Source organism: Thalassiella azotivora (assembly GCF_054781695.1).
Map to the genome: position 1 here is coordinate 60,156 of NZ_BAAGTX010000020.1, position 21,862 is coordinate 82,017.

Below are 21,862 nucleotides of genomic sequence, written 5' to 3' on the forward strand. Positions count from 1 at the left end.
CCGGGGGGTCTCAGCGGCCCAGCCGCTGGTACTGCGCCTCGGTGCGCTCCTTGGCGGCCGTCCACCAGGCCTCGTTGTCCCGGTACCAGTCGATCGTCTGCTGCAGGCCGGCGCGGATGTCCTGGTACTGAGGGGTCCAGCCCGTCTCCGTGCGCAGCTTCGTGGCGTCGATGGCGTAGCGCATGTCGTGGCCCGGGCGGTCGTTGACGTGCTCGAACCAGTCGGCCGGCTTGCCCATCAGCTCGAGGATGAGCGCGATCATCTGCTTGTTGTTCTGCTCGCCGTCCGCGCCGATCAGGTACGTCTCGCCGAGCCGGCCCTTCTCGAGGATCGTCACGACCGCGTCGTTGTGGTCGTCGACGTGGATCCAGTCGCGCACGTTCTCGCCCGCGCCGTACAGCTTCGGCTTGATCCCCGCGAGGACGTTGGTGATCTGGCGGGGGATGAACTTCTCCACGTGCTGGTACGGCCCGTAGTTGTTCGAGCAGTTGCTCAGGGTGGCCTGGACGCCGAAGGAGCGGATCCACGCGCGCACCAGCAGGTCCGCGCTGCCCTTGCTCGCCGAGTACGGGCTGGAGGGGTTCACCGGGGTGGTCTCGGAGAACCGGGTCGGGTCGTCGAGCTCGAGGTCCCCGTACACCTCGTCGGTGGAGATGTGGTGCAGCCGGACCCCGTGCTTGCGCACGGCCTCGAGCAGCCGGTACGTGCCGATGATGTTGGACTCCATGAACGGCCACGGGTCGTCGAGGGAGTTGTCGTTGTGCGACTCGGCGGCGAAGTGCACGACGACGTCGTGGTCGGCGACGAGCCGGTCGACGAGCGCCTCGTCCGCGACGCTGCCCTCGACGAGCTCGACGTCGTCGGCGACCGGTGCGAGGTTGTCGCGGTTACCGGCGTAGGTCAGCGCGTCCAGGACCGTCATCCGCCAGTCGGGGCGGGTGGCGCGGACGCGGTGGACGAAGTTGGCGCCGATGAAGCCGGCGCCGCCGGTGACGAGCACCTTCATGGGATCTCCTCGCGGGTGTCGGTTGCTGCAGGTCGTGGGTCGGGGTCGCGCGGGGTGGGTGGAGCGGGTCGGTGGGGCGGTCAGGGGACGGCGCGCAGGCCGGGTGGCTCGGTCGCGGACGCGACGTGGAACCCGTGGAACTCCACCTCGAGGGTGAAGCGGTGCGCGAGGTACCGGTGGTCGGACAGGGCGAGCGGTGCGTCCTGCGCCGACAGGGCGAGCCGGCGGACGAGCAGGACCGGGGTCCCGGCGGTGACGTGCAGCAGGTCCGCGTCGTCGTCGGTGGTCACGCCGGCGGTGATGCTCTGCCGGACGGTCCCGATCCGCTGGCCACCGCGCTGCAGGGTCTCCCAGATCCCGGTGCGCTGGGCGTCGGCCCGGCTGATCGCGCCGGCGTACGCCGCGGGCACCCACTCGGTGGCGACGTCGAGCGGGACCCCGTCGACGCTGCGCACCGACCGGCTGCGCAGGGCGTCGGCCCCCTCCTGCAGCCGCAGGGCCGCCGCCTGGGCGGCGGGCAGCGGCTCGTACCCGAACCGGACGACGTCGCGGTCGACGACCGCGCCGGCCTCGGCGATGGCGGACTCGGCGTGCCGGAAGGTGCCCATCGCGAGCCGCTGGTGGAACGAGGAGCCGGTGACGAACCAGCCGGCTCCCCGGCGGCTCTCGACGAGCCCCTCGTCGCGCAGCACCTCCAGTGCCCGGCGGACGGTCACCCGGCTGACGCCGTACCTGCGGCCGAGCTCGGCCTCGCTCTCCAGCGCGCCCGAGTCCCCGAGCTCGCCCAGGGCGATGCGCTCGCGCAGCTCGTGCGCGAGCCGGGAGAACCGGGAACCTGTCATGAAGTTGTACGGTACAAGTCGATGACCGGTGCCGGTCAAGTCGACCGCCCGGCTCAGCCCTGCCGGTCCGGCCCCGCCCGCTGGACGGTCATCCGCAGCAGGCAGCGGCGCTCGCGCTCCATCGCGGCCCGGTAGTCGTCCCAGTCGGGGTGCTCGCCGGCGACACCGCGGTAGTACGCCACCAGCCCGTCCATCGCCTCCGGCAGCGAGACGACCTCGACGCGGCCCTCGACCTGCACCCACGGCCCGTAGAAGCCGTCGGTGAACACGCACAGCAGCGCCCGGGGGTCCCGGCGCACGTGCCGGACCTTCATCGCCGTCTCGCGCGTGCTCACCACGACGCGACCGTCGCCGTCGACCGACGCGGTCACCGGCGACGTGGTCGGCGACCCGTCGCGCCGGTACGTCACCATCACCGCGCGGTGGTTGCCGCCCACGAACCGCAGGGCCTCCTCGACGTCCACGGGCGTCAGGCTGCCACGGCCGGGGCCCGCGGTCCACGGGTGCCGCACGAGGGTCCGGTGCCGGGCCCCGTGCGCGCATGCTGGACACCCGCGACGACGGCGACCGCGGAGGTGGGACGATCGCGCCATGCTGAACGCGCTGCTGCTGGAGAACGTGCACCCGCTCGCGGAGGGGATCCTCTCCGACGCCGGCGTGCAGGTGAAGACCCACGCCGGGGCGATGGACCCCGACGAGCTCGCGTCCGCGCTCGACGGCGTGCACCTGCTCGGGATCCGCTCCAAGACCGAGGTCCCCGAGGCGGTCCTGGCGGCCGCGCCCGACCTGATGGCGGTCGGCGCGTTCTGCATCGGCACGAACCAGATCGACCTGGCGTCCGCCGCCACCCGTGGGGTCGCCGTCTTCAACGCGCCGTTCTCGAACACCCGCAGCGTCGTCGAGCTCGCGATCGCCGAGATCATCGCGATGGCGCGGCGGCTCACGGAGAAGAACGCCTCGCTGCACGACGGGGTGTGGGACAAGTCGGCGACCGGCGCGCACGAGGTGCGCGGGCGCCGGCTCGGCATCGTCGGCTACGGCAACATCGGCAGCCAGCTCTCGGTGGTCGCCGAGGCGATCGGCATGCAGGTCTACTTCTACGACACCGCCGACAAGCTGGCCCTGGGCAACGCCCGGCGGTGCTCGACCCTCAACGAGCTGCTCGAGATCGCCGAGGTCATCACCCTGCACGTCGACGGTCGCGAGGGGAACGCCGGCTTCTTCGGCGCGGAGCAGTTCGCGCGGATGCGCCGCCGCGCGCTCTTCCTCAACCTGTCCCGCGGGTTCGTCGTCGACTACGACGCTCTGCGCGAGAACATCCTGTCCGGCCACATCGCCGGCGCCGCCGTCGACGTCTTCCCCGACGAGCCGAAGAAGCGCGGCGACGCCTTCGACTCCCAGCTGCGGGGCCTGCCCAACGTCGTCCTCACCCCGCACATCGGCGGCTCCACCGAGGAGGCCCAGGAGGACATCGGCCGCTTCGTCGCCGGCAAGCTGCGCGACTTCGTCGCCACCGGCAGCACCACGCTCAGCGTCAACCTGCCGCCGCTGGCCTCCGTCACCGAGCCCGGCCGGCACCGCTTCGCCCACCTGCACCGCAACGTGCCCGGCGTGCTGGCGTCGGTGAACCGGATCCTCGCCGAGCACGACGTCAACATCGAGGGCCAGGTGCTGTCCACCCGCGGCGAGCTCGGGTACGTCGTCACCGACGTCGCCAGCGGCTTCGCCCCCGACGTCCTCGACGCCCTGTCCGGGATGCCCGAGACGGTGCGGTTGCGCGTCATCTCCTGACCCGGACGGCGCACCCGGGGGCCGCTCGAGCCGCACGGCACCCCGTGGTCTGATGGGTCCCCACACGCTCACGGCCAGGAGGACGGATGGCACTGCGGATCGGGTACAAGGCGTCGGCCGAGCAGTTCGGGCCGGGGCGGCTCGCGGACTTCGCCGTGCAGGCCGAGGACGTCGGCCTCGACTCCGTCATGGTCAGCGACCACTACCAGCCCTGGCGGCACGAGGGCGGCCACGCGCCGTCCGCGCTGGTGTGGCTGGCCACGGTCGCCGAGCGCACCTCGCGCGTCCAGCTCGGGACGTCGGTGCTCACGCCCACGCTGCGCTACCACCCCGCCGTGATCGCCCAGCAGCTCGCCACCCTGGGCTGCCTGCACCCGGGCCGCCCGATCCTCGGCGTCGGCGCGGGGGAGGCGATGAACGAGTCGGCGCTCGGCATCGAGTTCCCCTCCGCCAAGGAGCGGTTCGCCCGGCTGCGCGAGGCGGTGCGCCTCATCCGCGCCCTGTGGGCGGGTGAGCGCGTCACGTTCGAGGGCGACTACTACCGGGTCTGCGACGCGACGGTGTACGACCGCCCGGACACGCAGGTGCCGATCTACGTCGCTGGCGGCGGACCCGGCACCACCAAGTACGCCGGGCGGGTCGCGGACGGCTGGATCTGCACGTCCGGCAAGGGGATGGACCTCTACGAGGGCACCCTGCTGCCGGCGTTCCGCGAGGGGCTCGAGGCGGGCGGTCGCACCGAGGACGACGTCGACCGGATGATCGAGATCAAGCTGTCGTTCGACCACGACCGCGAGCGCGCGCTGCAGGACACCCGGTTCTGGGCGCCGCTGTCGCTGACCGCGGACCAGAAGTCCGGGGTCGAGGACCCCGTCGAGATGGCCCGGCTCGCCGACGAGCTGCCCATCGAGCAGGTCGCCCGGCGGTGGATCGTCAGCGACGACCCCGAGCAGGTCGTCGAGCAGGTCCGGCAGTACACCGACGCCGGGTTCAACCACCTGGTCTTCCACGCGCCCGGCCACGACCAGGAGCGGTTCCTGACGCTGTTCGGCCAGGACGTCGTCCCTCTGCTGCGAGGGCTCTGAGCACCGTGCCGGCGTCCCCGCAGGTCCCCCGGCCGGTCCCCGAGCCGGCGCCCACGGCCTCCGCGATGCGGCGGGCGCTGCGGCGCGCCGCCGACGGGGTGGCCCTCGACGTCGAGGAGACGGTCGTCCTCCTGGCCGCGCGCGGCGAGGACCTCACGACGCTGCTCGGCCACGCGACGCGCGTCCGGGACGCGCACCTCGCCGCCGAGGGGCGCCTCGGCCTGGTCACCTACAGCCGCAAGGTGTTCGTGCCGCTGACCCGGCTGTGCCGGGACCGCTGTCACTACTGCACGTTCGCGACCGTCCCCGGGCGGCTGCCCGCGCCGTTCCTCGAGCGGGACGAGGTCCTCGACATCGCCCGCCGGGGGGCCGAGGCCGGGTGCCGCGAGGCGCTGTTCACCCTCGGGGACCGGCCGGAGGACCGCTGGGACGCCGCCAGGCAGTGGCTCACCGAGCGCGGCTACGACTCGACGCTCGACTACGTGCGCGCCTGCGCCGTCGCGGTGCTCGAGGAGACCGGGCTGCTCCCGCACCTGAACCCCGGCGTGATGACGTGGGAGGAGCTGCAGCGCCTGCGGCCCGTCGCCCCCAGCATGGGGATGATGCTGGAGACGACGTCGACGGCGCTGTTCACCGAGCCCGGCGGCGTGCACTTCGGCAGCCCCGACAAGGACCCCGCGGTGCGGCTGCGGGTGCTCGAGGACGCCGGCCGCTCCGCCGTCCCGTTCACGACCGGGGTCCTCATCGGCATCGGCGAGACCGTCCGCGACCGCGCCGAGTCCCTGCACGCGATCCGGCGCGTCGCCCGCGCCTACGGGCACGTGCAGGAGGTCATCGTCCAGAACTTCCGGGCCAAGCCGGACACGGCGATGCGCAACGTCCCCGACGCCGACCTGGAGGAGCTCGCCGCGACGGTCGCGGTCGCGCGGCTGCTGGTGCCACCGGGTGTCAGCGTCCAGGCCCCGCCCAACCTCGTCGGCGACCAGCACGCCCTGCTCCTCGCCGCCGGCATCGACGACTGGGGCGGCGTCTCCCCGGTCACCCCGGACCACGTCAACCCCGAGCGCCCCTGGCCGGCCGTCGACGCGCTCGCGCAGTGGACCGCCGCGGCGGGGATGACGCTCACCGAGCGGCTCACCGTCTACCCCCGGTACGTGACCGCCCCCGCCGGGCAGTGGGTCGACACGCGGGTCGCCGCCCACGTCGCCGCCCTGGCCGACCCGGTCACGGGCCTGGCCGACCCGGCCACGTCGCCGCGTCCGCTGGTCTGGCAGGAGCCCGACGGGGGCGTGGAGACCACGGGCCGGGCGGACCTGCACGCCACGGTGGACACCACGGGCCGCACGGGCGACCGGCGGGGCGACTTCGACTCGGTGTACGGGGACTGGGCGGAGGTCGGGGCCCTGGCGGCCCGCGCCGGCGCCCCCGCGTCCCGCGCGCCGGAGCGCCTCGACGACGACGTGGCCGCCGGGCTGCGGCTCGCGGCGGACGACCCCGCGGCGCTGCTCGCCCCCGGCAACGGCGACGCCGCGCTCGCGCTGCTGACCGCCGACGGCGACGCGCTCGAGCGGGTCTGCCGGCTCGCGGACGACGTCCGGCGCGACACCGTCGGCGACGACGTCACCTACGTCGTCAACCGCAACATCAACTTCTCGAACGTCTGCTACGTCGGGTGCCGGTTCTGCGCGTTCGCGCAGCGGGAGCGGGACGCCGACGCGTACCGGCTGTCCGTGCAGGAGGTCGCCCAGCGCGCCGTCGAGGCGGCCGGCGTCGGCGCGACGGAGGTGTGCCTGCAGGGCGGGATCGACCCGCGGCTGCCCGTCACGTACTACGCGGACGTCGTCCGGGCGATCAAGGCGGCGTCCCCGGGGATGCACGTGCACGCGTTCTCCCCGATGGAGGTCGTCAGCGCCGCCGCGAAGGCCGGGGTGAGCGTCCGGGAGTGGCTCACCGAGCTGCGCGACGCCGGGCTGGACAGCATCCCCGGCACGGCCGCGGAGATCCTGGACGACGAGGTCCGCTGGGTGCTGACCAAGGGCAAGCTCCCGGCCGCCACGTGGGTCGACGTCGTCAGCACCGCCCACCGGCTCGGCATCGCGTCGTCCTCGACGATGATGTACGGCCACGTCGACCACCCCGGCCACTGGCTCACCCACCTGCGGGTGCTCGCCGGGGTCCAGGACGACACGGGCGGCTTCACCGAGTTCGTCCCGCTGCCGTTCGTGCACCGCAACGCGCCCGTCTACCTGGCGGGCCTGGCCCGGCCCGGGCCCACGGTGCGCGACAACCGCGCCGTCCACGCCGTGGCGCGGCTCGCCCTGCACGGCCGGATCCGCAACGTGCAGTGCTCCTGGGTCAAGCTCGGCGACGAAGGCACCACCGCGGTCCTGCGCGGCGGCGTCAACGACCTGGGCGGCACGTTGATGGAGGAGACGATCAGCCGGATGGCGGGTTCCGAGCACGGGTCGCGTCGCTCGGTGCGTCAGCTGCACGACCTGGCGGCGCTCGCCGGCCGGCCGGCGCGCCAGCGGACGACGACGTACGGGGCCGTGCCGGACGCCGTCGCGCCGCTGGCCGCGCCCGCGTCCTGACGCGGCGTCCTGACCCGACCCGCGGACCGGAACCCGGGACCGTTCGTCCCGTTCGCGACCATCCGGGGTTAGGGTCACCCACCGAGGCCGGGTGCTGTCGCAGCGTGACTCCACCCGGTCGTGGGGCGTCCCGTCCCGCGACGGTGGCGAAGGAGGCGTGGTGGTCGGACTGGTGGCTGCAGGGGCCCTGCTCCTGCTCGTGGCGGGTGCGCCGAAGGTGCTCGCCCCCGAGGCCGGTCGCGGGGCCGTCGTGGCGGCGCGGCTGCCGCTGCGCTTCCTGCGGGACGCCTGGGTCAGCCGCGCCAGCGGCGCCGCGGAGGTGGTCGTGGCGCTCGCCGTCCTGCTGGTCGGCGGCCCCTGGCCGCTGCTCGCCCTCGCCGTGACCTACGGCGTCCTGGCCGCTTTCTCCTGGCGGGTGCTGCGCGTGTCGCCGGGAGCCTCGTGCGGCTGCTTCGGGCGAGCCAGCACCCCGGTGTCCCGGTGGCACGTCGGCACGAACGCGGGCCTGGCCCTCGTCGCCCTCCTCGCCCTGGGCCTGCACGCCACCGGCGCGCTGGCGAGCGGCTCCTACCTGGCCGCCCTGGGCGACCAGCCGTGGGCCGGGGTGCCGCTGCTCGCTCTCACCGCCCTGCTGGCGTACGCCTGCTACCTGCTCATGACCGCGCTGCCTGCCCTGCTGCAGGCCGGTTCCGGAGGTGTCCCCGTCCGATGATGGTCCTGCTGGTCACGCAGACCGTGGTCCTGGTCGTCCTGTGCGTGCTCGTCGCCGGCCTCCTGCGGGGGTACGCGGAGGTGCTGCGGCGCCTGCACCGCCTGGACGGCGGGGAGGAGCCGCAGGAGGCCGGCGTCCCGCCTTTCCGCACCGTGCAGGACGTCGCCCCGCCGGCGCCCGCCGTGCACTCCGTGCAGCGCCGCGACGAGTGGGCGGCGGCCTCCGACGTGTCCGGGACGACGCCGGACGGCGAGATCGTCCACGTCCGCACCGTCGGCGTCGAGCACGACACCCTGCTCGCGTTCCTGTCCTCCGGCTGCACCGGGTGCGTCGGGTTCTGGGACGAGCTGGCGCGGCCGGGCTCCTGGGCGCTGCCCGAGGGGACCCGGCTGCTCGTCGTCAGCAAGGGCCCGCAGGAGGAGAGCCCCGGCCTGCTCGAGCAGCTGCGGCCGCGCGGCGTGGACGTCGTCATGTCCAGCGAGGCCTGGGACGCCTACGACGTCCCCGGGTCGCCCTACGTCGTGGTCGTCGACGGGCGGACCGGTCGGGTCAAGGGCCAGGGCTCCGGGTCCTCGTTCACCCAGATGTCCGGCCTGGTGGCGCAGGCCGCGGGTGACTCCCGGGCGCTGCGCAAGCCCACCGGCGACCTCGAGCGGGAGGCCGACGTGGACCGGATCCTGCTCGAGGCGGGGATCGAGCCGGGCCACCCCAGCCTGTACGGCGGGGTCGCGGTCGACGACGAGGCGGGACGGGGGGTGTCGCGGTGAGCGAGGTGCTGTCGGGGTACGGGCTGCGGGCGCGGCTGCCGGAGTTCTGGGAGGGACGGGTGTTCCTGCGCCAGGACCCCCGCACGCCGGGGGCCGCCCCCCGCGCCGGTGCGCTCGAGGCCCTGGGTGGGCAGGCGGCTCAGGCGACCGAGCGGGTCACGCCGGTGCTGCACCTGGGCAACTTCGCCCTGCCCGGCCGCCGCGGTGACTTCGGCACCGGCGCGGTCGAGCTGATGGGTCAGCGGCACGCCTTCGTCGCGCTGCTGGAGTACGGCCCGGACGAGGTCGGGACGGCGCTGTTCGCCGAGCAGCAGCTGCCCCGGCCCCGACCGCAGGACTTCACGCCGAACCAGCTGCAGCAGAAGCTCGCCGGCCAGCTGGGGTACCAGCGGTTCTTCACCCACGCCGACCGGGCGTGGTGCCTGTTCGTGGTCCTGGGCTCGCGCAGCGACGTCCCGGGCCTGTGCGCCCAGGTCAACACCGCACTGGACGGGATCGAGGTCTCATGAGCAGCACGCTGTCGGAGCGCATCGTCGAGAAGGTCGCCGGCCGGGCCCGGACGGACCGCCGCGGCTTCCTGCGCGGGGCGACGCTGGCTGGTGCGGCCCTCGCGGTCAACCCGTGGAGCTACCTGACCCGCCCGGCCAGCGCCTACGACGCGGTCTGCGGGTCCCACAACACGTGCGGCTCCGGGTACACGGTGTTCTGCTGCACGATCAACAACGGCTCGAACACGTGCCCGCCGGGGTCGTTCGTCGCGGGCTGGTGGAAGGCGGACAACGCCTCCTTCTGCGGCGGTGCCGCGCGGTACTACATCGACTGCAACAGCTACCGGGGCGACGACCGCTACCCGTGCCGGTGCAACGACGACCCCAGCACGTGCGACAACCGCCTGGTCAACTGCAACCAGTTCCGGTACGGGCAGTGCAACACCCAGATCCCCTGGTCGCAGACCGGGCCGGTGCTGTGCCGCCTCGTGTCGTGCGTGCCGCCGTGGCAGGAGTACGGCGGCGTGTGCTCCACCGCCAGCCGGACGGACAACAACACGACGAGCCACTCCGCCCCGTGCCTCAACGGCAACCCGCCCGTCGGCAACGTCGAGGTGCTCTCCGCCAGCGGCAACACGGTCCGCGTCGCCGGCTGGGCGTACGACCGCGACGAGCCCGGGTCGTCCATCTACGTCGCCGTGTACGTCGACGGCCAGGGCGTCGGGTGGTTCCGCACCGACGTCCCCCGGCCCGACGTCAACGCCAGCTTCGGGATCGGCGGGGACCACGGGTTCGACATCCGGTTCGAGGCCCCCGACGGTCCGCGCACCGTCACCGTGTACGCCATCAACGTCGGCTCGGGCCAGGTCAACCCGGTGCTCGCCAGCCGCACCGTGCACGTCAACCCCGACGCCCTGCCCGTCGGGGCGCTCGACCGGGTCACCACCTCCGGCAACACCGTGCGGCTGCAGGGCTGGGCGTTCGACCCGGACCGCCCCAGCGAGTCGGTGGACGTCGCCGTCTACGTCGACGGGCGCGGCATCTCCTGGTTCCCGACCGACGTCGACCGGCCGGACGTCAACTCCGCCTTCCGGGTCAGCGGACGGCACGGTTACGACATCGAGATCGAGGTCGCCAACGGCCGGCACACGATCGACGTCTACGGCATCAACGCCGGACCCGGGTCGGGCAACCCGCTGCTGGCCCGCCGCGTCGTCGAGGTCAACCCCGGCGTGGCGCCGCTCGGCCACTTCGACAGCGCGCAGACGACCGGCGACGGGGAGGTGCTGCTCCGCGGGTGGGCCTACGACCCCGACCGCCCGTCCGAGGAGATCAGCGTGGCGGTCTACCTGGACGGCGTCGGTGTCGCCTGGTTCCCCACCGGGCGGTCCCGGCCCGACGTCAACCGCACGTTCGGCATCACCGGCGACCACGGCTTCGAGATCCGCCTGTCCGCGCCGCCGGGGGTGCGCACGTTCCGGGTGCACGCCATCAACGTCGGCGGTGGGACCACGAACCCGGTGATCGGCACCCGGACCGTCACCGTCGGCGCGCAGGCCGGCGCCCTCGGCCGGGTCGAGGAGACCACGGTCACCGGCGACACGGTCCGCCTCAGCGGCTGGGCCTTCGACGAGGAGCGGCCCGGCACCCAGCTCCCCGTCACGGTCACGGTCGACGGCACCGAGGTGGCGCGCGGCCGGACCGGTGAGCCGAGCCCGGAGGTCGCGGACGAGCACGGCGTGGACGGCGACCACGGCTTCGACGTGACCTTCACGACCACGCCCGGCCAGCACGTCGTCGTCGTCCGGGCCGTGGACGGCAGGACGAACCCGGTGATCTCGACGCAGGACGTGGTGGTGCGGTGATGGACGTGACGAGCTGGGTCCTCGTGGCGGCGGGCGTGACGGCGGTGCTGGCGGCCGTGCGCGGCACCTGGTCGCCGTGCGGCCTGTCCATGGTGTCGGCGATCAACCCGATGTCCGAGCGCTCCCGCGGCAACCGGTACGGGCTGACCTGCGCGTGGTTCGTGCTCGGCGCCGCGCTCGGTGGCCTGGCGCTGGGCGCCGCCGGGTCGCTCGCCGCGTGGCTGGTGTCGCTCCTGGCGACCGGGGACGCGTGGGTGCTCGCGGTGCTCGGCGCCTCGGCCGCGCTCGTCGCCACCGCCGCCGACACGCGGTTCCTCGACTTCCGGTTGCCCCTGCACCCCCGGCAGGTCAACGAGGTGTGGCTGGACCGCTACCGGCGCTGGGTGTACGCCGCCGGTTTCGGTGCCCAGATCGGGTCCGGCTTCGCCACCTACGTCATGACGGCGAGCACGTACCTGCTCGTCGTGCTGGCGGCCCTGACCGCGTCCCCCGCGGCCGCCCTGGCGCTGGGCGGGCTGTTCGGCCTGGTCCGGGGTGCGGCCGTCCTGCTCACCGCGGGCGTGCGCTCGCCGGGCGCGCTGATGACGCTGCACCGCCGGCTCGAGCGGCTGGAGCCCTGGTCGCTGCGGCTCGCGGTGACCGGTCAGCTGGGTGCGGCGACGCTCCTCGGTGCGGTCGCCGCCGGGCCCGTCGGCGCGGTGGTGGCGAGCGCCCTCGGCGCGGTGCTGCTGGTGGTCGCCCGGCCGGTGCTGCGGTCCGCGCCGACACCGCGGGCGCAGCGGTCCGCAGCCGCCGTCTGAGGGCCGCCCGGGGGCAGCCCTGCGGGCCGCCCCCGGACGGCCTCACCGGGGCAGGACCACCACCTCGTCGACGACCCGGGTGGTCCCGCTGACCCCGCTGGCGGTCATCTCCGTGGTGACGGTGGCGGTGCCGGCGCTCAGCCCGCGGGCGGTGAACGCGTAGCCCACGGACCCGCCGTCCGCGGGGTCCGAGGAGGTGACCCTCAGGTCCGACGTCGGCAGGACGGCCTCCACGTCGCCCTGGCCGGCCTCGTTCTCCGCCCCGACGAGGAAGTCCTGGCCGGCCGGGTCGGTCGGCAGGTCCTCCGGCGGGTACGTGAACGTGATGTCCTGCTCGCCGCCGGTCCGCAGCCACACCTGGAAGGTGCGCTGGTCGGTGGTGCCGAACACGTTGAGCGCGAACTCGACGACGACCCACGTCGACACCCCGTCGGTGAGCGAGCCGGCGCTGACGCCCGGCGCGCCGGTGCCGTCCAGGTCCGTCCAGAACGGCGCGAGCACGTTGTTCGGGGGCGCCGGGTCGGGGCCGTCGGGCAGGGTGCAGCAGTTGTTGTCCTCGGCCGTGGCCCCGCCGACCACGAGGTAGCCGTTGGTGCTGACGCCCAGGCGGGTCCAGGTGCGGCCGTTGTACCGGAACGCGGGCACGTCCAGGTTGAGCACCTGCTCGTCCCCGACGGCGGTCGGTGCGATGCCGAACAGGGCGAGCGGCAGGTAGCCGGCGGGGCTGTCCCCGGGGTCCACGGCGGGGACGCCGGGACGGGCGCCGGTGAGGGTGACGTCGTCGAGGCGGACGGTGCGTGGGCCGTCCCGCTCGGCGCCGTCCGCGGCGACCACCCGCAGCTCGCGGCTGACCGTGCTGGTCAGGTCGACCACCTGGTCCTCGAAGCCGGTGTTCACCGCCTCGACGGTGCACTCGGTCGTCCCGGGCGGGGTCACCTCGCCCGGGTCGCAGGACTGGGTGAGCGCCACCGTCCCCTGGGTGTGGGTGAACGCCACCGGCAGGTGCAGCGTGCGTTCGCGCGTGCTGAGCAGCACCTGGCCGTGGCTCGTCGTCCCCAGCGGGGTGCTCGCCTCGATCGTGATCGTGACCTCGACGGTCCGCCCCGGCAGCAGCATCACCCGGCGGGGGCTGACCGTGATCGTCGTCCCCGGTCCGGCCTGCGCGCCGGTGGTCACGATCTGCGGCCGGTCGCTGGTGCTGGTGAGCTCACGGGTCGTGGTCAGCCGCCCGGGCATCACCGGCGCGTACACCGACGGCAGGTTGAGGTGCACGGCGGTGCGGGCGTCCGCACCGAGGGCCAGGTAGTCCCCGGCGGACTCGTCCAGCGTCATGGGCGCGTCCGCCGCGGGCGCGACCCGGATCCGGCCCGCGCCCATGTCGAACGGGTCGGCGGGCGTCGTCAGGTCCTCCTTGACGACGTCGGTGGTCGCGGTCGTCATCAGCGCCGAGCGGACCTGCCCCGGCGTCCAGTCGGGGTGCGCGTGGCGCAGCAGCAGCGCGGCGCCGGCGACGTGCGGCGAGGACATCGACGTGCCGGCGATCGCCTGGAAGTACTCACCGGGGGGACCGGACGTCGTGGACTCGGCGACCGGGGTGTCCCCGGCCAGGACCTGCACGCCGGGTGCGGTGACGTCCGGCTTGAGCACGACGCCGGCCGGCCCGCGCGAGGAGAACGCGGCCATCACGTCACCCTGGCCCTCGGCCGGCGCGCCGGCGGGGAACGACCCGGTGACGTCGTCGTGGGCCGCCATGAACGCGACGAGGTCGGTGCCGTCAGGGAGGTGCACCGTCGGCAGCCAGTGCGTGTCGGTGTTCGTGTCGGCCAGGGACGGGTTGAACAGGACCATGCCCTCGGCGCCGCCCTGCAGGACGTTGAAGCCCTTGTCGACGCGGGCGTTCACGCCGCGCTGGCACGCCACGACGACTCCGTCGAAGGTCCCGGGCGGTGCCGGGGCGTCGCACAACGGGCGGTTGTACGGCGGGTCGGCGGCCATCACGACCGGGTGCTCGTCGACGCCGGGGGTGACCGACGCGCCGCGGAACCGGGCGGTGCTGCCGTCGGCGGCGGTCAGGGTGAGGGTCGTCGCGAGCTCGCGGGTCTGGGTGGACGCCGCGACCGTCGTCGTCCACGGGCCCAGGTGGTTCGCGGTGCCCGCCCCCGGGCCGTCGTTGCCCGCGGAGGCGGACACGAGGACGCCCGCGGCGTAGGCGTCCAGGAAGGCGAGCTCGACCGGGTCGGTGTACGGGTCGGTGCCGCCGGAGATGGAGAAGTTGATGACGTCCACGCCGTCCAGCACCGCCTGGGCGACGGCGGCCGCCGAGTCGGACCCGAAGCAGCCGATGACCCCGCAGACCTTGTAGACCATCACCCACGCGCCGGGGGCGACGCCGTGGATCGCGGGCAGGTCACCGCCGAGGATGCTCACGTCGTCGACGTGGCTGCCCGCGGACGTCGACGCGGTGTGCGTGCCGTGACCGTTGGAGTCGCGGGCGGTGTGGAACGGCTCGTCCTGCGCCCGGGCCGGGTCGGACAGGTAGGTGTCGAGGAAGGCGCGGCCGCCGACGAGCTTGTCGTTGCACGCGAACGGGTCGTCCTGCGCGGTCAGCGGGTTGTCGCCGAAGTCGCAGGGCAGGCCCGCCGGGGCGTCGGGCAGGGTGCCGGGGTCCGCGAACGACGGGTGCTCGGGCCACACCCCGGAGTCGAGGTTGCCGTAGAGGACGCCCTCACCGGCGGACGCGGACCCGCCGAGGTCGGCGTACACGGGCGGGGCCTCGATGAACTCCGGGCTGGAGTCGGTCAGCAGCTGGCGCAGCTCGTCGAGCTGCACCGCCGCCACCCCGTCGACCGCCAGGAGCGTCTCCACCGCGTTCGCCGGGACGGTGGCGGTCAGGCCGCCGTAGACGGTGCGCAGGGCCTCGCCGACCTGCGCCTGCGGCACGGTGCGCTCGATCGCGGCCCGGACGTCGTCCTCCCGCTCGCGCTGGTAGCGCTCGTAGGCGCGCTCCGCCGCGCTGCGGCCGGTGAGCGCCCGGCCGGTGACCGACGGGCTGGTCGGCGCGAGCCCCCGGACACCGCCCGCGTACGCGGCCGTCGAGTCGTGGTCGAGCTTGATCAGGACGCGGACCGGTTCGGCGTCGTCACGAGCCAGCAGCGAGGGGTCGGTACGGGCGACCCGCGCCGTGGGCGCCTTGTCCGTGTCGAGGACCTCGTCGGGAGCCAGTGGGGTCGCGGTGAGCCCCGGCGGCGCGGGCGCGCCGGAGGGGACGGCGGCCGAGGGGGCCAGCACCCCCGCGGTCAGGGCGAGACCGCTGAGCGCGGCGAGGACGACTCGGGACGTGGTGCGACCGGCCATGCCAGCCTCCGGCTGTGCCGTGTGCTCGGGCCCGGAGTCGCCGGGCGGCCATGACCCGCTGGGGTGACGGTGGAGCGTCCGCGCCGAGCGGCGGTCGCCGGTCGGCGCGGGCACAGTGAAGCACCGCCGGCCCGATCCTGACAACGGTCAGTGAATCGCTGACAGCGGCCCGTGGTCGTCCGTACGCTCCGGCCATGAGCGAGCCGTTGCCGCCGTTGCCCGAGGACGACCTGCGGCGGGTGCTGTGCGTCGTGGCGCACCCGGACGACCTGGAGTACGGGACGTCGGCCGCGGTCGCGCGCTGGACCGCCCGCGGCGTCGACGTGTCGTACGTGCTCCTGACCCGCGGTGAGGCGGGGATGGACGCCTCGCACCCGGCGGAGACCGCGGAGCTGCGGGTGCGTGAGCAGGTCGTCGGGTCGGCCGCCGTCGGGGTGAGCCGGGTGGACTTCCTCGAGCACCCGGACGGCGTCCTGCAGTACGGCCTGGACCTGCGGCGCGACGTCGCCCGCGTCATCCGCGACGTGCGTCCCCACGCGGTGCTCACCGGCTCGTGGGAGGAGGAGTTCGTCGCCGGGCTGAACCAGGCCGACCACCGCGTCGCCGGGCTCGTCACCGCCGACGCGGTGCGCGACGCCGCGAATCGGTGGGTCTTCACCGAGCTCGTCGAGGAGGGCCTGGCGCCCTGGTCCACGCGCTGGCTGCTCGTCGCCGGGCACACCCGGCCGACGCACGCCGTCGACGTCACCGGGGAGCCGCTGGAGCGCGGGATCGCCTCCCTGGAGGCGCACGCGCAGTACCTCGCGGGCATCGAGGGCCACCCCGCCCCGCGGGAGCTGCTCACGGCGGTCACCGCGGCCCAGGGCCGGGCCGCGGGCGTCGGCCACGCCGTCCTGCTGCGCGCGTGGGACCTGCAGTCCCCACCCCCGCTGCCGGAGGGCGGGGGATGACCCGCGGCGGGGGAGCGGTCCGTCACGCGGGCCGCTCCGCCGCCAGCCGACCGGCACCGCCGTGAGCGTGCCGCCGGCCGAGGCGGGGCCGTGCGCCCTGCGCCTGACCGTGGCCGTCCTGACGTACCTGCGCCCGGCGCACCTGGCCGAGGTGCTGCCGTTGCTGTCGGACCAGGTGGCCGACGTGGCGGACCGCGTCGCCGCCGCTCGCGTCCTCGTGGTGGACAACAGCCCGCAGGGCTCCGCGCGGGGCCAGGTCGACGCCGTCGCGCGCACCCTGGCGGGATCGGTCGCGTACGTGCACGAGCCGCGGCCGGGCATCCCGGCCGCGCGCAACCGCGCCCTGGACAGCAGCGGTGACGACGACCTCCTCGTGTTCGTCGACGACGACGAGCGCCCGGCCCCCGGGTGGCTGGGGGCGCTGCTCGACCGGTTCGCGGCCGAGCGCCCGGCGGCGGTGGTGGGGGCGGTCGTGCCGCGTTACGAGGTCCCCCCGCCGCCGTTCGTCGTCGCGGGACGGTTCTTCGAGCGCCGGCGGTTCACCAGCGGGACGTGCGTGCCCGCGGCGGCCACCAGCAACCTGCTGCTGGACCTGAGGGTGGTCCGCCGATGGGGGCTGCGTTTCGACGAGGGGCTGGGACTCACGGGTGCCGACGACACGTACTTCACGAGGTACCTGGTGCGGCGGGGTGAGCGCATCGTCTGGTGCGACGAGGCGGTGGTCGTCGACGTCGTCCCCGCCGCCCGCGCCCGGGTGGGCTGGGTGCTGCTGCGGGCGGTCCGCAGCGGCAACACCTGGGCGATCGTCTCGGTCCGCCTGGCCGGGACGACGGTCGAGCGGGCGACGGCCCGCACCGCCGCCCTCGGCGCCGGGCTGGCCCGGGTCGCCGGCGGGGCGCTCGTGGCGCTGCTGTCGCTGCGCGGCTCCCCTGCCCGACGGGCCCACGCGCTGCGCACGGTGTGCCGCGGCGTGGGTCTGCTGCTGGGGGCGGTGGGCGTGGCCTACGTCGAGTACCAGCGCCCGGACGCCGGGCACCTGCGGCTCCGCCCCGTCCGGTCCCTGGGGACGGCGTGACGCACGACCCGACGGGCGGCGCCGCGCACCGCGACGTCCAGGAGCCGCTGCACCACCCGGCCCAGGGGCCGGTGGAGCCGCCACCGGACGCCCGGCGGGCGGTCGGCGCCAGCGCCGTCGCCCTCGGCACGCGCCAGGCGGTGCAGGTCGCGTTCGGCGTCGTCCTGGCCCGGGTGCTCGGCCCGGACACCTACGCGGCCGTCGCCGCGGCGACGGTGTGCGTGACGCTCGTGACGCTGCTGCTGGACCTGGGGCTGGCGTCCGCCCTGGTGCAGCGCCCCCGCCTGCGGCCCGGCGCGGCGGAGGCCCTGGCCACCGTCAACCTGGCCCTCGGGTGCGTGATGGCGGCGGCCACGTGGGTACTCGCCCCCGCGGTCGGGTCCTTCTTCGGGCAGCCGGAGCTGCCGTCCCTGCTGCGGGTGCTCGCGGTCGCGGTGCTCGTCAAGTCGCTGTCCGTCGCGCCGCGCGCGCTGCTGTCGCGACGGCTCGCGTTCGGCCCGCTCGCCGTCGCGGACGTGGCGGGCGCCGTGGCCGGGGGCGTCGTGGGCCTGGCGGCCCTGGTCCTGGGGGCGGGGCACCTCGCGTTCGCCGCGCAGGTGCTGGCCACCGAGCTGGTCGTGACGGCCGGCCTGGTCGTCGCGGCGCGGGGCCCGGGCCTGTCCCGCTCGGTGCGCCCGGCCGCCGAGCTCGTGCCGTTCGGCGCGAGGGTGTTCGCGACGAACGGCCTGGCGTACGTCTCGTCGAACGTCGACACGGTGCTGGTCGGGAGGTTCCTCGGGGCGCAGAGCCTGGGGTACTACGCCATCGCCTACCGGGTCCTCGTGCTGCCGGTGGTCCTGCTCGGGCTGACGGTCCACCGGGTGCTGTTCCCGTGGTTCTCCCGGACGGCGGGGGACCGGGCCGCGACGGGCCGGGTGCTGCTGGTGGCCACGCAGCTCGTCGCGTCCGCGGCGCTGCCGGTGATGGCCCTCGTCGCGGTGGCGGCGGCGGACCTCGTCGCCGTCGTCCTCGGGCCGTCGTGGCACCCGGCCGCGGTGCTGGTCACCGTGCTCGCCGTCGCGGGCGCGCGCGAGTCGGTCCTGTTCGTCACCCCGGCGCTGATGCGCGGCGTCGGCCGGGCCGACCTGAACCTGCGGTTCCAGGTGCTGTCGACGGTGACGCAGACGCTCGGCGTGGTCGCCGGGCTGCCGTTCGGTGTCGTGGGTGTCGCGGTCGGGTACGCGGCGGCGGGGGTCGCGCTGACGCCCGTGCTGCTGGTCATCCAGCAGCGGCTGACCGGCGTCCGTCTGCGCGACCAGCTGGCCGCGGTCGCGCCCGCTGCGCACGTCAGCGCGTGGGGATGCGCCGCGTACGTGCTGGCCGCGGCGGCGGTGGACGTGCCCGTGGGGCGGCTCGCCGTCGGCGGGCTCGCCTTCGTGGCGGTGGTCGCCGTCCTCGCCGCCACGGTGCACCCGACGTCCAGCCGCCGGGTGGTCGCCTGGCTGACGGCGCGGCGGGTGGCGCCGTGACGCCCGGCCCGGTGGGGTCGGGCGCCCCGCGGCTGCTGCTGGTGACGCCGAACGCGGAGAACAACTCGACCGGTCGCACGTACTGCCTGTGGCTGCTCGCCCGGCACCTGGGCTGGCCCGTCCGGGTCGTCGCCGTCCGTGGCCGGCAGGTGTGGGAACCGCTGCGGGACACGGCGTTCGCGCGCGACTGCGCGGTCCTGACGGACCTCCCCGAGCCGGTCCGCCGTGCGCGGCTCGAGGAGGCGGCCCGGTGGGCGGACGCCGTCGTGGCGGTCAAGCCGCTGCCGCCCAGCCTGGGTGTCGCGACGCGGCTGGCCGAGGTCCACGGACTGCCCCTCGTCGTCGACGTCGACGACCCCGACCTGGAGTACCGGCTGCGGTGGCAGCCGCTGCGCCGGCGGGTGCGGGCGCGGCTGGACGGCCGGCGCTCCGAGCTGCTCCGGCTGGGCAGGTCGCTGCGGTCCTACCCGGTCCTGGTCAGCAACCCCGTGCTGCAGCGGCGGTACGGCGGCGCCGTCGTCCCGCACGTCCGGGAGCTGCCGCCGGACCCGGTGCGGCGCGCCGGTGCTGAGCCGGGTGCCGACCTGGTGGTGCGGTTCGTCGGCACGGTGGGTGACCACTCGGGGGTCGAGGTGCTGCGCCGGGCCGTCGCGACGTTCCGGGGCGACGGGGTGCGCCTCGAGGTGACCGCCGACCCACCGCGCGACGCGCGACCGTGGGAGCGCTGGCTGGGGCGCACGGCGTTCGCGGCCGGGCAGGCGCTCGTGGCGGGCGCGGACGTGGTCGCCGTGCCCAGCCTGGCGCGCAGCTGGTCGCTGTCGCAGCTGCCGGCCAAGCTCGTCGACGCGATGGTGCACGGACGCGCGGTCGTCGCGTCCGACGTCCCCCCGGTGCGGTGGGCGCTGGGTGGCACGGGCGTCCTCGTGCCGCCGGGTGACGCGCGGGCCCTGGCGGACGGGTTGCAGGCGCTGCGCGACGCGGCGGTGCGCCGGCGGCTGGGAGCCGCTGCACGGTCCCGCGCGGTCGAGGTCTTCACCGTGCCGGCCGTCGCGCCGACGTTCGCGCGGGTCGTCGCCGAGGCGACGGCGTCGGTCCCGTCACGTGCGCCGAGCCGCAGGGGAGCCGTCGGGACCGATGAGTTCGAGCCGCCCAGCCGGTCGGACGGGCGGCGAGAGGAGGACGGGTGACCCACGCGGGAACACGGGTGCGCACGGTGCAGGTGGCCGCGCCCGGCGGTGGAGAGCTGCGCGCGTACGACGCGGGTGGTGACGGCGGCCTGCCGGTGGTGTGGATGCACGGGACGCCGAACCTGGGGTCGCCACCGGAGCCGCTGTTCGCGGCGGCCGACCGGCTCGGCCTGCGGTGGGTCGGGTACGACCGGCCCGGCTACGGAGGGTCGACCGCCCGGCCGGGTCGCGACGTCGCCTCGGCGGCGGCGGACGTCGCGGCGGTCGCGGACGCCCTGGGACTCGGTCGGTTCGCCGTGGTGGGGCACTCGGGCGGCGGGCCGCACGCGTTGGCCTGCGGCGCGCTGCTGGGGGACCGGGTCGTCGGGGTGGTCGCCGGAGCGGGCCTGTCGCCGTTCGGCGCCGAGGGCCTGGACTGGTTCGCCGGGATGGCGCCGGCCGCCAGGCGGTCCCTGGAGGCCGCGGCGGCCGGGCGCGCGGTGAAGGAGGCGCACGAGGCCGCCGGCGGCGGTGGGGACCCGGGGGACATCGGGTTCGTGGACGCCGACTGGGCGGCGTTGCGGGGCGAGTGGGCCTGGTTCGGTTCGGTGGTCGGCCCGGCGCTCGAGGCCGGGCCGGGACCGCTGGTGGACGACGACCTGGCGTACGTGGCGCCGTGGGGCTTCGACCTGCAGGACGTCGTCGCGCCGGTGCTGCTCCTGCACGGCGCGGACGACCGGGCGGTCCCGGCGGCGCACGCGCGGTGGTTGGCGGGCCGGTTGCCGCGCGCCACGCTGCGGGTCGTGGCCGGTGAGGGTCACGTGTCCGTGCTGCGTCACGCCGAGGCGGCGCTGGAGTGGCTCTGCGCCCAGGGCACCCCGAATATGCCTTGACAGGCATATGCGGGGTGGAGGACCGTGGTCCGGTGCGTGACACCTTCGCCGTCCTCGCCGACCCGACGCGGCGCCGGATCCTCGACCTGCTGCTGCAGACGGGGGAGCGCCCCGTCGGCGACCTGGTCGCGGAGCTGGGAGCGCCGCAGCCGAACGTCTCCAAGCACCTGCGGGTCCTGGGGGACGCCGACCTCGTCCGGGTCCGGGTGGACGGGCCACGCCGCTGGTACGGCGTGCGCCTGGAGCCGTTGCGCGACGTCGACCGGTGGCTGACCCCCTACCGGCAGGCGTGGGCGGACCGGCTGGACGCGCTGGAGCGTCGGCTCGACGAGATGCCCGCCGACCCGACCGATCGAGCTGACTGACCTGATTCACCTGACCGACCCCGAGGAGCGACCATGACCCCGTCCGACCCGCGCATGGGTGAGGTGCTGACCGACGGCGAGCGGACCGTCCTGCGGTTCGAGCGACGGCTCGCCCACCCGCCGGAGAAGGTGTGGCGGGCTCTGACCGAGTCCGAGCACCTGCGCTACTGGTTCCCCGCCGACGTGGTCGGCGAGCGGTGCCCGGGTGCCGCCCTGACCTTCCCGTTCTGGCCGGACGTCGTGGAGCGGCACGGGATCGAGGACGCCGTGCTCCCCGGTGAGCTGCGGGTGTGGGACCCGCCGCGGACGCTCGAGCTGACCTGGGACACCGACCTGCTGCGCTGGGAGCTCGAACCGGTCGGTGGGGCCACCCACCTCGTCCTGACCACGTGGGTCGGCGCCGTGTCCGGGCCCAGCGTCGAGAGCAACCTCGCCGGCTACCACGTCTGCCTGGACACCCTGGAGCAGCTGCTCGACACCGGGACGGCCACGCCGGTCGCGCAGGCCGACCCGTCCGCGCTGGAGGAGCGCTACCGGGCGCTCGTCTCCGCCGGCTGACCCCGGGCACGTGAACGGAGGAGCCGCAGCTCCTCCGTATCCAACG

Annotated in this window: 19 protein-coding genes; 15 read left to right on the plus strand and 4 right to left on the minus strand. The window is 75.1% G+C overall.

Annotation, left to right across the window (positions count from 1 at the left end; translation table 11 throughout):
- Positions 1-10: 10 nt before the first annotated feature.
- From rfbB to ACYVQV_RS14375, 3 genes are all read right to left on the minus strand, one after another.
- Positions 11-1,006, minus strand: a complete 996-nt coding sequence (rfbB, locus tag ACYVQV_RS14365; protein WP_461023993.1) for a dTDP-glucose 4,6-dehydratase — start codon at positions 1,004-1,006, stop codon at positions 11-13.
- An 80-nt stretch (positions 1,007-1,086) separates the two neighbouring features.
- Complete coding sequence (locus tag ACYVQV_RS14370; protein WP_461023994.1) at positions 1,087-1,848, minus strand: GntR family transcriptional regulator; 762 nt, start codon at positions 1,846-1,848, stop codon at positions 1,087-1,089.
- A 53-nt stretch (positions 1,849-1,901) separates the two neighbouring features.
- Positions 1,902-2,312 (minus strand): PPOX class F420-dependent oxidoreductase, encoded by a 411-nt coding sequence (locus ACYVQV_RS14375; protein ID WP_461023995.1) that lies wholly within the window; start codon positions 2,310-2,312, stop codon positions 1,902-1,904.
- Between the two features lie 127 nt (positions 2,313-2,439).
- Here ACYVQV_RS14375 and serA point away from each other — a divergent pair, with 127 nt between their 5' ends.
- The 8 genes from serA to ACYVQV_RS14415 all read left to right on the plus strand — a co-directional run bounded on the left by serA (position 2,440) and on the right by ACYVQV_RS14415 (position 11,947).
- The gene (serA, locus tag ACYVQV_RS14380) at positions 2,440-3,639 is read left to right on the plus strand and encodes a phosphoglycerate dehydrogenase (RefSeq protein WP_461023996.1); all 1,200 of its coding nucleotides are present in this window, start codon (positions 2,440-2,442) and stop codon (positions 3,637-3,639) included.
- 86 nt (positions 3,640-3,725) lie between these two features.
- Entirely contained in the window at positions 3,726-4,724 is a 999-nt protein-coding gene (gene fgd / locus ACYVQV_RS14385) for a glucose-6-phosphate dehydrogenase (coenzyme-F420) (protein WP_461023997.1), read from the plus strand.
- A 5-nt stretch (positions 4,725-4,729) separates the two neighbouring features.
- A complete protein-coding gene (locus ACYVQV_RS14390; RefSeq protein WP_461023998.1) occupies positions 4,730-7,315 on the plus strand; it encodes a bifunctional FO biosynthesis protein CofGH in 2,586 nt (861 codons plus the stop codon).
- Between the two features lie 160 nt (positions 7,316-7,475).
- Complete coding sequence (locus ACYVQV_RS14395) at positions 7,476-8,027, plus strand: MauE/DoxX family redox-associated membrane protein (RefSeq protein ID WP_461023999.1); 552 nt, start codon at positions 7,476-7,478, stop codon at positions 8,025-8,027.
- Positions 8,024-8,794: a hypothetical protein gene (locus ACYVQV_RS14400; protein ID WP_461024000.1), complete on the plus strand. Its 771-nt coding sequence runs from the start codon at positions 8,024-8,026 to the stop codon at positions 8,792-8,794. The genes ACYVQV_RS14395 and ACYVQV_RS14400 overlap by 4 nt, the downstream gene beginning before the upstream one ends.
- Positions 8,791-9,303: a hypothetical protein gene (locus ACYVQV_RS14405; protein ID WP_461024001.1), complete on the plus strand. Its 513-nt coding sequence runs from the start codon at positions 8,791-8,793 to the stop codon at positions 9,301-9,303. Before ACYVQV_RS14400 ends, ACYVQV_RS14405 begins: the two co-directional genes overlap by 4 nt.
- Positions 9,300-11,147 (plus strand): twin-arginine translocation signal domain-containing protein, encoded by a 1,848-nt coding sequence (locus ACYVQV_RS14410; RefSeq protein WP_461024002.1) that lies wholly within the window; start codon positions 9,300-9,302, stop codon positions 11,145-11,147. Before ACYVQV_RS14405 ends, ACYVQV_RS14410 begins: the two co-directional genes overlap by 4 nt.
- Before the next feature lie 5 nt (positions 11,148-11,152).
- A complete protein-coding gene (locus ACYVQV_RS14415; RefSeq protein WP_461024003.1) occupies positions 11,153-11,947 on the plus strand; it encodes a hypothetical protein in 795 nt (264 codons plus the stop codon).
- A 42-nt stretch (positions 11,948-11,989) separates the two neighbouring features.
- Here ACYVQV_RS14415 and ACYVQV_RS14420 read toward each other — a convergent pair whose 3' ends face one another.
- Positions 11,990-15,301 (minus strand): S8 family serine peptidase, encoded by a 3,312-nt coding sequence (locus ACYVQV_RS14420; RefSeq protein ID WP_461024004.1) that lies wholly within the window; start codon positions 15,299-15,301, stop codon positions 11,990-11,992.
- A gap of 194 nt (positions 15,302-15,495) precedes the next feature.
- On the opposite strand from ACYVQV_RS14420, the gene ACYVQV_RS14425 reads away from it, so the two are divergent.
- The 7 genes from ACYVQV_RS14425 to ACYVQV_RS14455 all read left to right on the plus strand — a co-directional run bounded on the left by ACYVQV_RS14425 (position 15,496) and on the right by ACYVQV_RS14455 (position 21,816).
- Positions 15,496-16,251 carry a PIG-L deacetylase family protein gene (locus ACYVQV_RS14425; RefSeq protein WP_461024005.1) on the plus strand — a complete coding sequence of 252 codons (756 nt, stop codon included), beginning with the start codon at positions 15,496-15,498 and terminating at the stop codon, positions 16,249-16,251.
- Positions 16,252-16,312: 61 nt separating this feature from the next.
- Entirely contained in the window at positions 16,313-17,326 is a 1,014-nt protein-coding gene (locus ACYVQV_RS14430) for a glycosyltransferase family 2 protein (RefSeq protein WP_461024006.1), read from the plus strand.
- Positions 17,323-18,834, plus strand: a complete 1,512-nt coding sequence (locus tag ACYVQV_RS14435) for an oligosaccharide flippase family protein (RefSeq protein ID WP_461024007.1) — start codon at positions 17,323-17,325, stop codon at positions 18,832-18,834. Before ACYVQV_RS14430 ends, ACYVQV_RS14435 begins: the two co-directional genes overlap by 4 nt.
- Positions 18,831-20,021, plus strand: coding sequence for a glycosyltransferase family 4 protein (locus tag ACYVQV_RS14440; RefSeq protein WP_461024008.1), 1,191 nt, complete (start codon positions 18,831-18,833; stop codon positions 20,019-20,021). The genes ACYVQV_RS14435 and ACYVQV_RS14440 overlap by 4 nt, the downstream gene beginning before the upstream one ends.
- Entirely contained in the window at positions 20,018-20,893 is an 876-nt protein-coding gene (locus ACYVQV_RS14445; protein WP_461024009.1) for an alpha/beta fold hydrolase, read from the plus strand. The genes ACYVQV_RS14440 and ACYVQV_RS14445 overlap by 4 nt, the downstream gene beginning before the upstream one ends.
- A 32-nt stretch (positions 20,894-20,925) precedes the next feature.
- On the plus strand, positions 20,926-21,258 hold the full coding sequence (locus ACYVQV_RS14450; protein WP_461024010.1) for an ArsR/SmtB family transcription factor: 333 nt from the start codon (positions 20,926-20,928) through the stop codon (positions 21,256-21,258).
- A gap of 33 nt (positions 21,259-21,291) precedes the next feature.
- The gene (locus ACYVQV_RS14455; RefSeq protein WP_461024011.1) at positions 21,292-21,816 is read left to right on the plus strand and encodes an SRPBCC domain-containing protein; all 525 of its coding nucleotides are present in this window, start codon (positions 21,292-21,294) and stop codon (positions 21,814-21,816) included.
- The last annotated feature ends 46 nt before the right edge of the window (positions 21,817-21,862 follow it).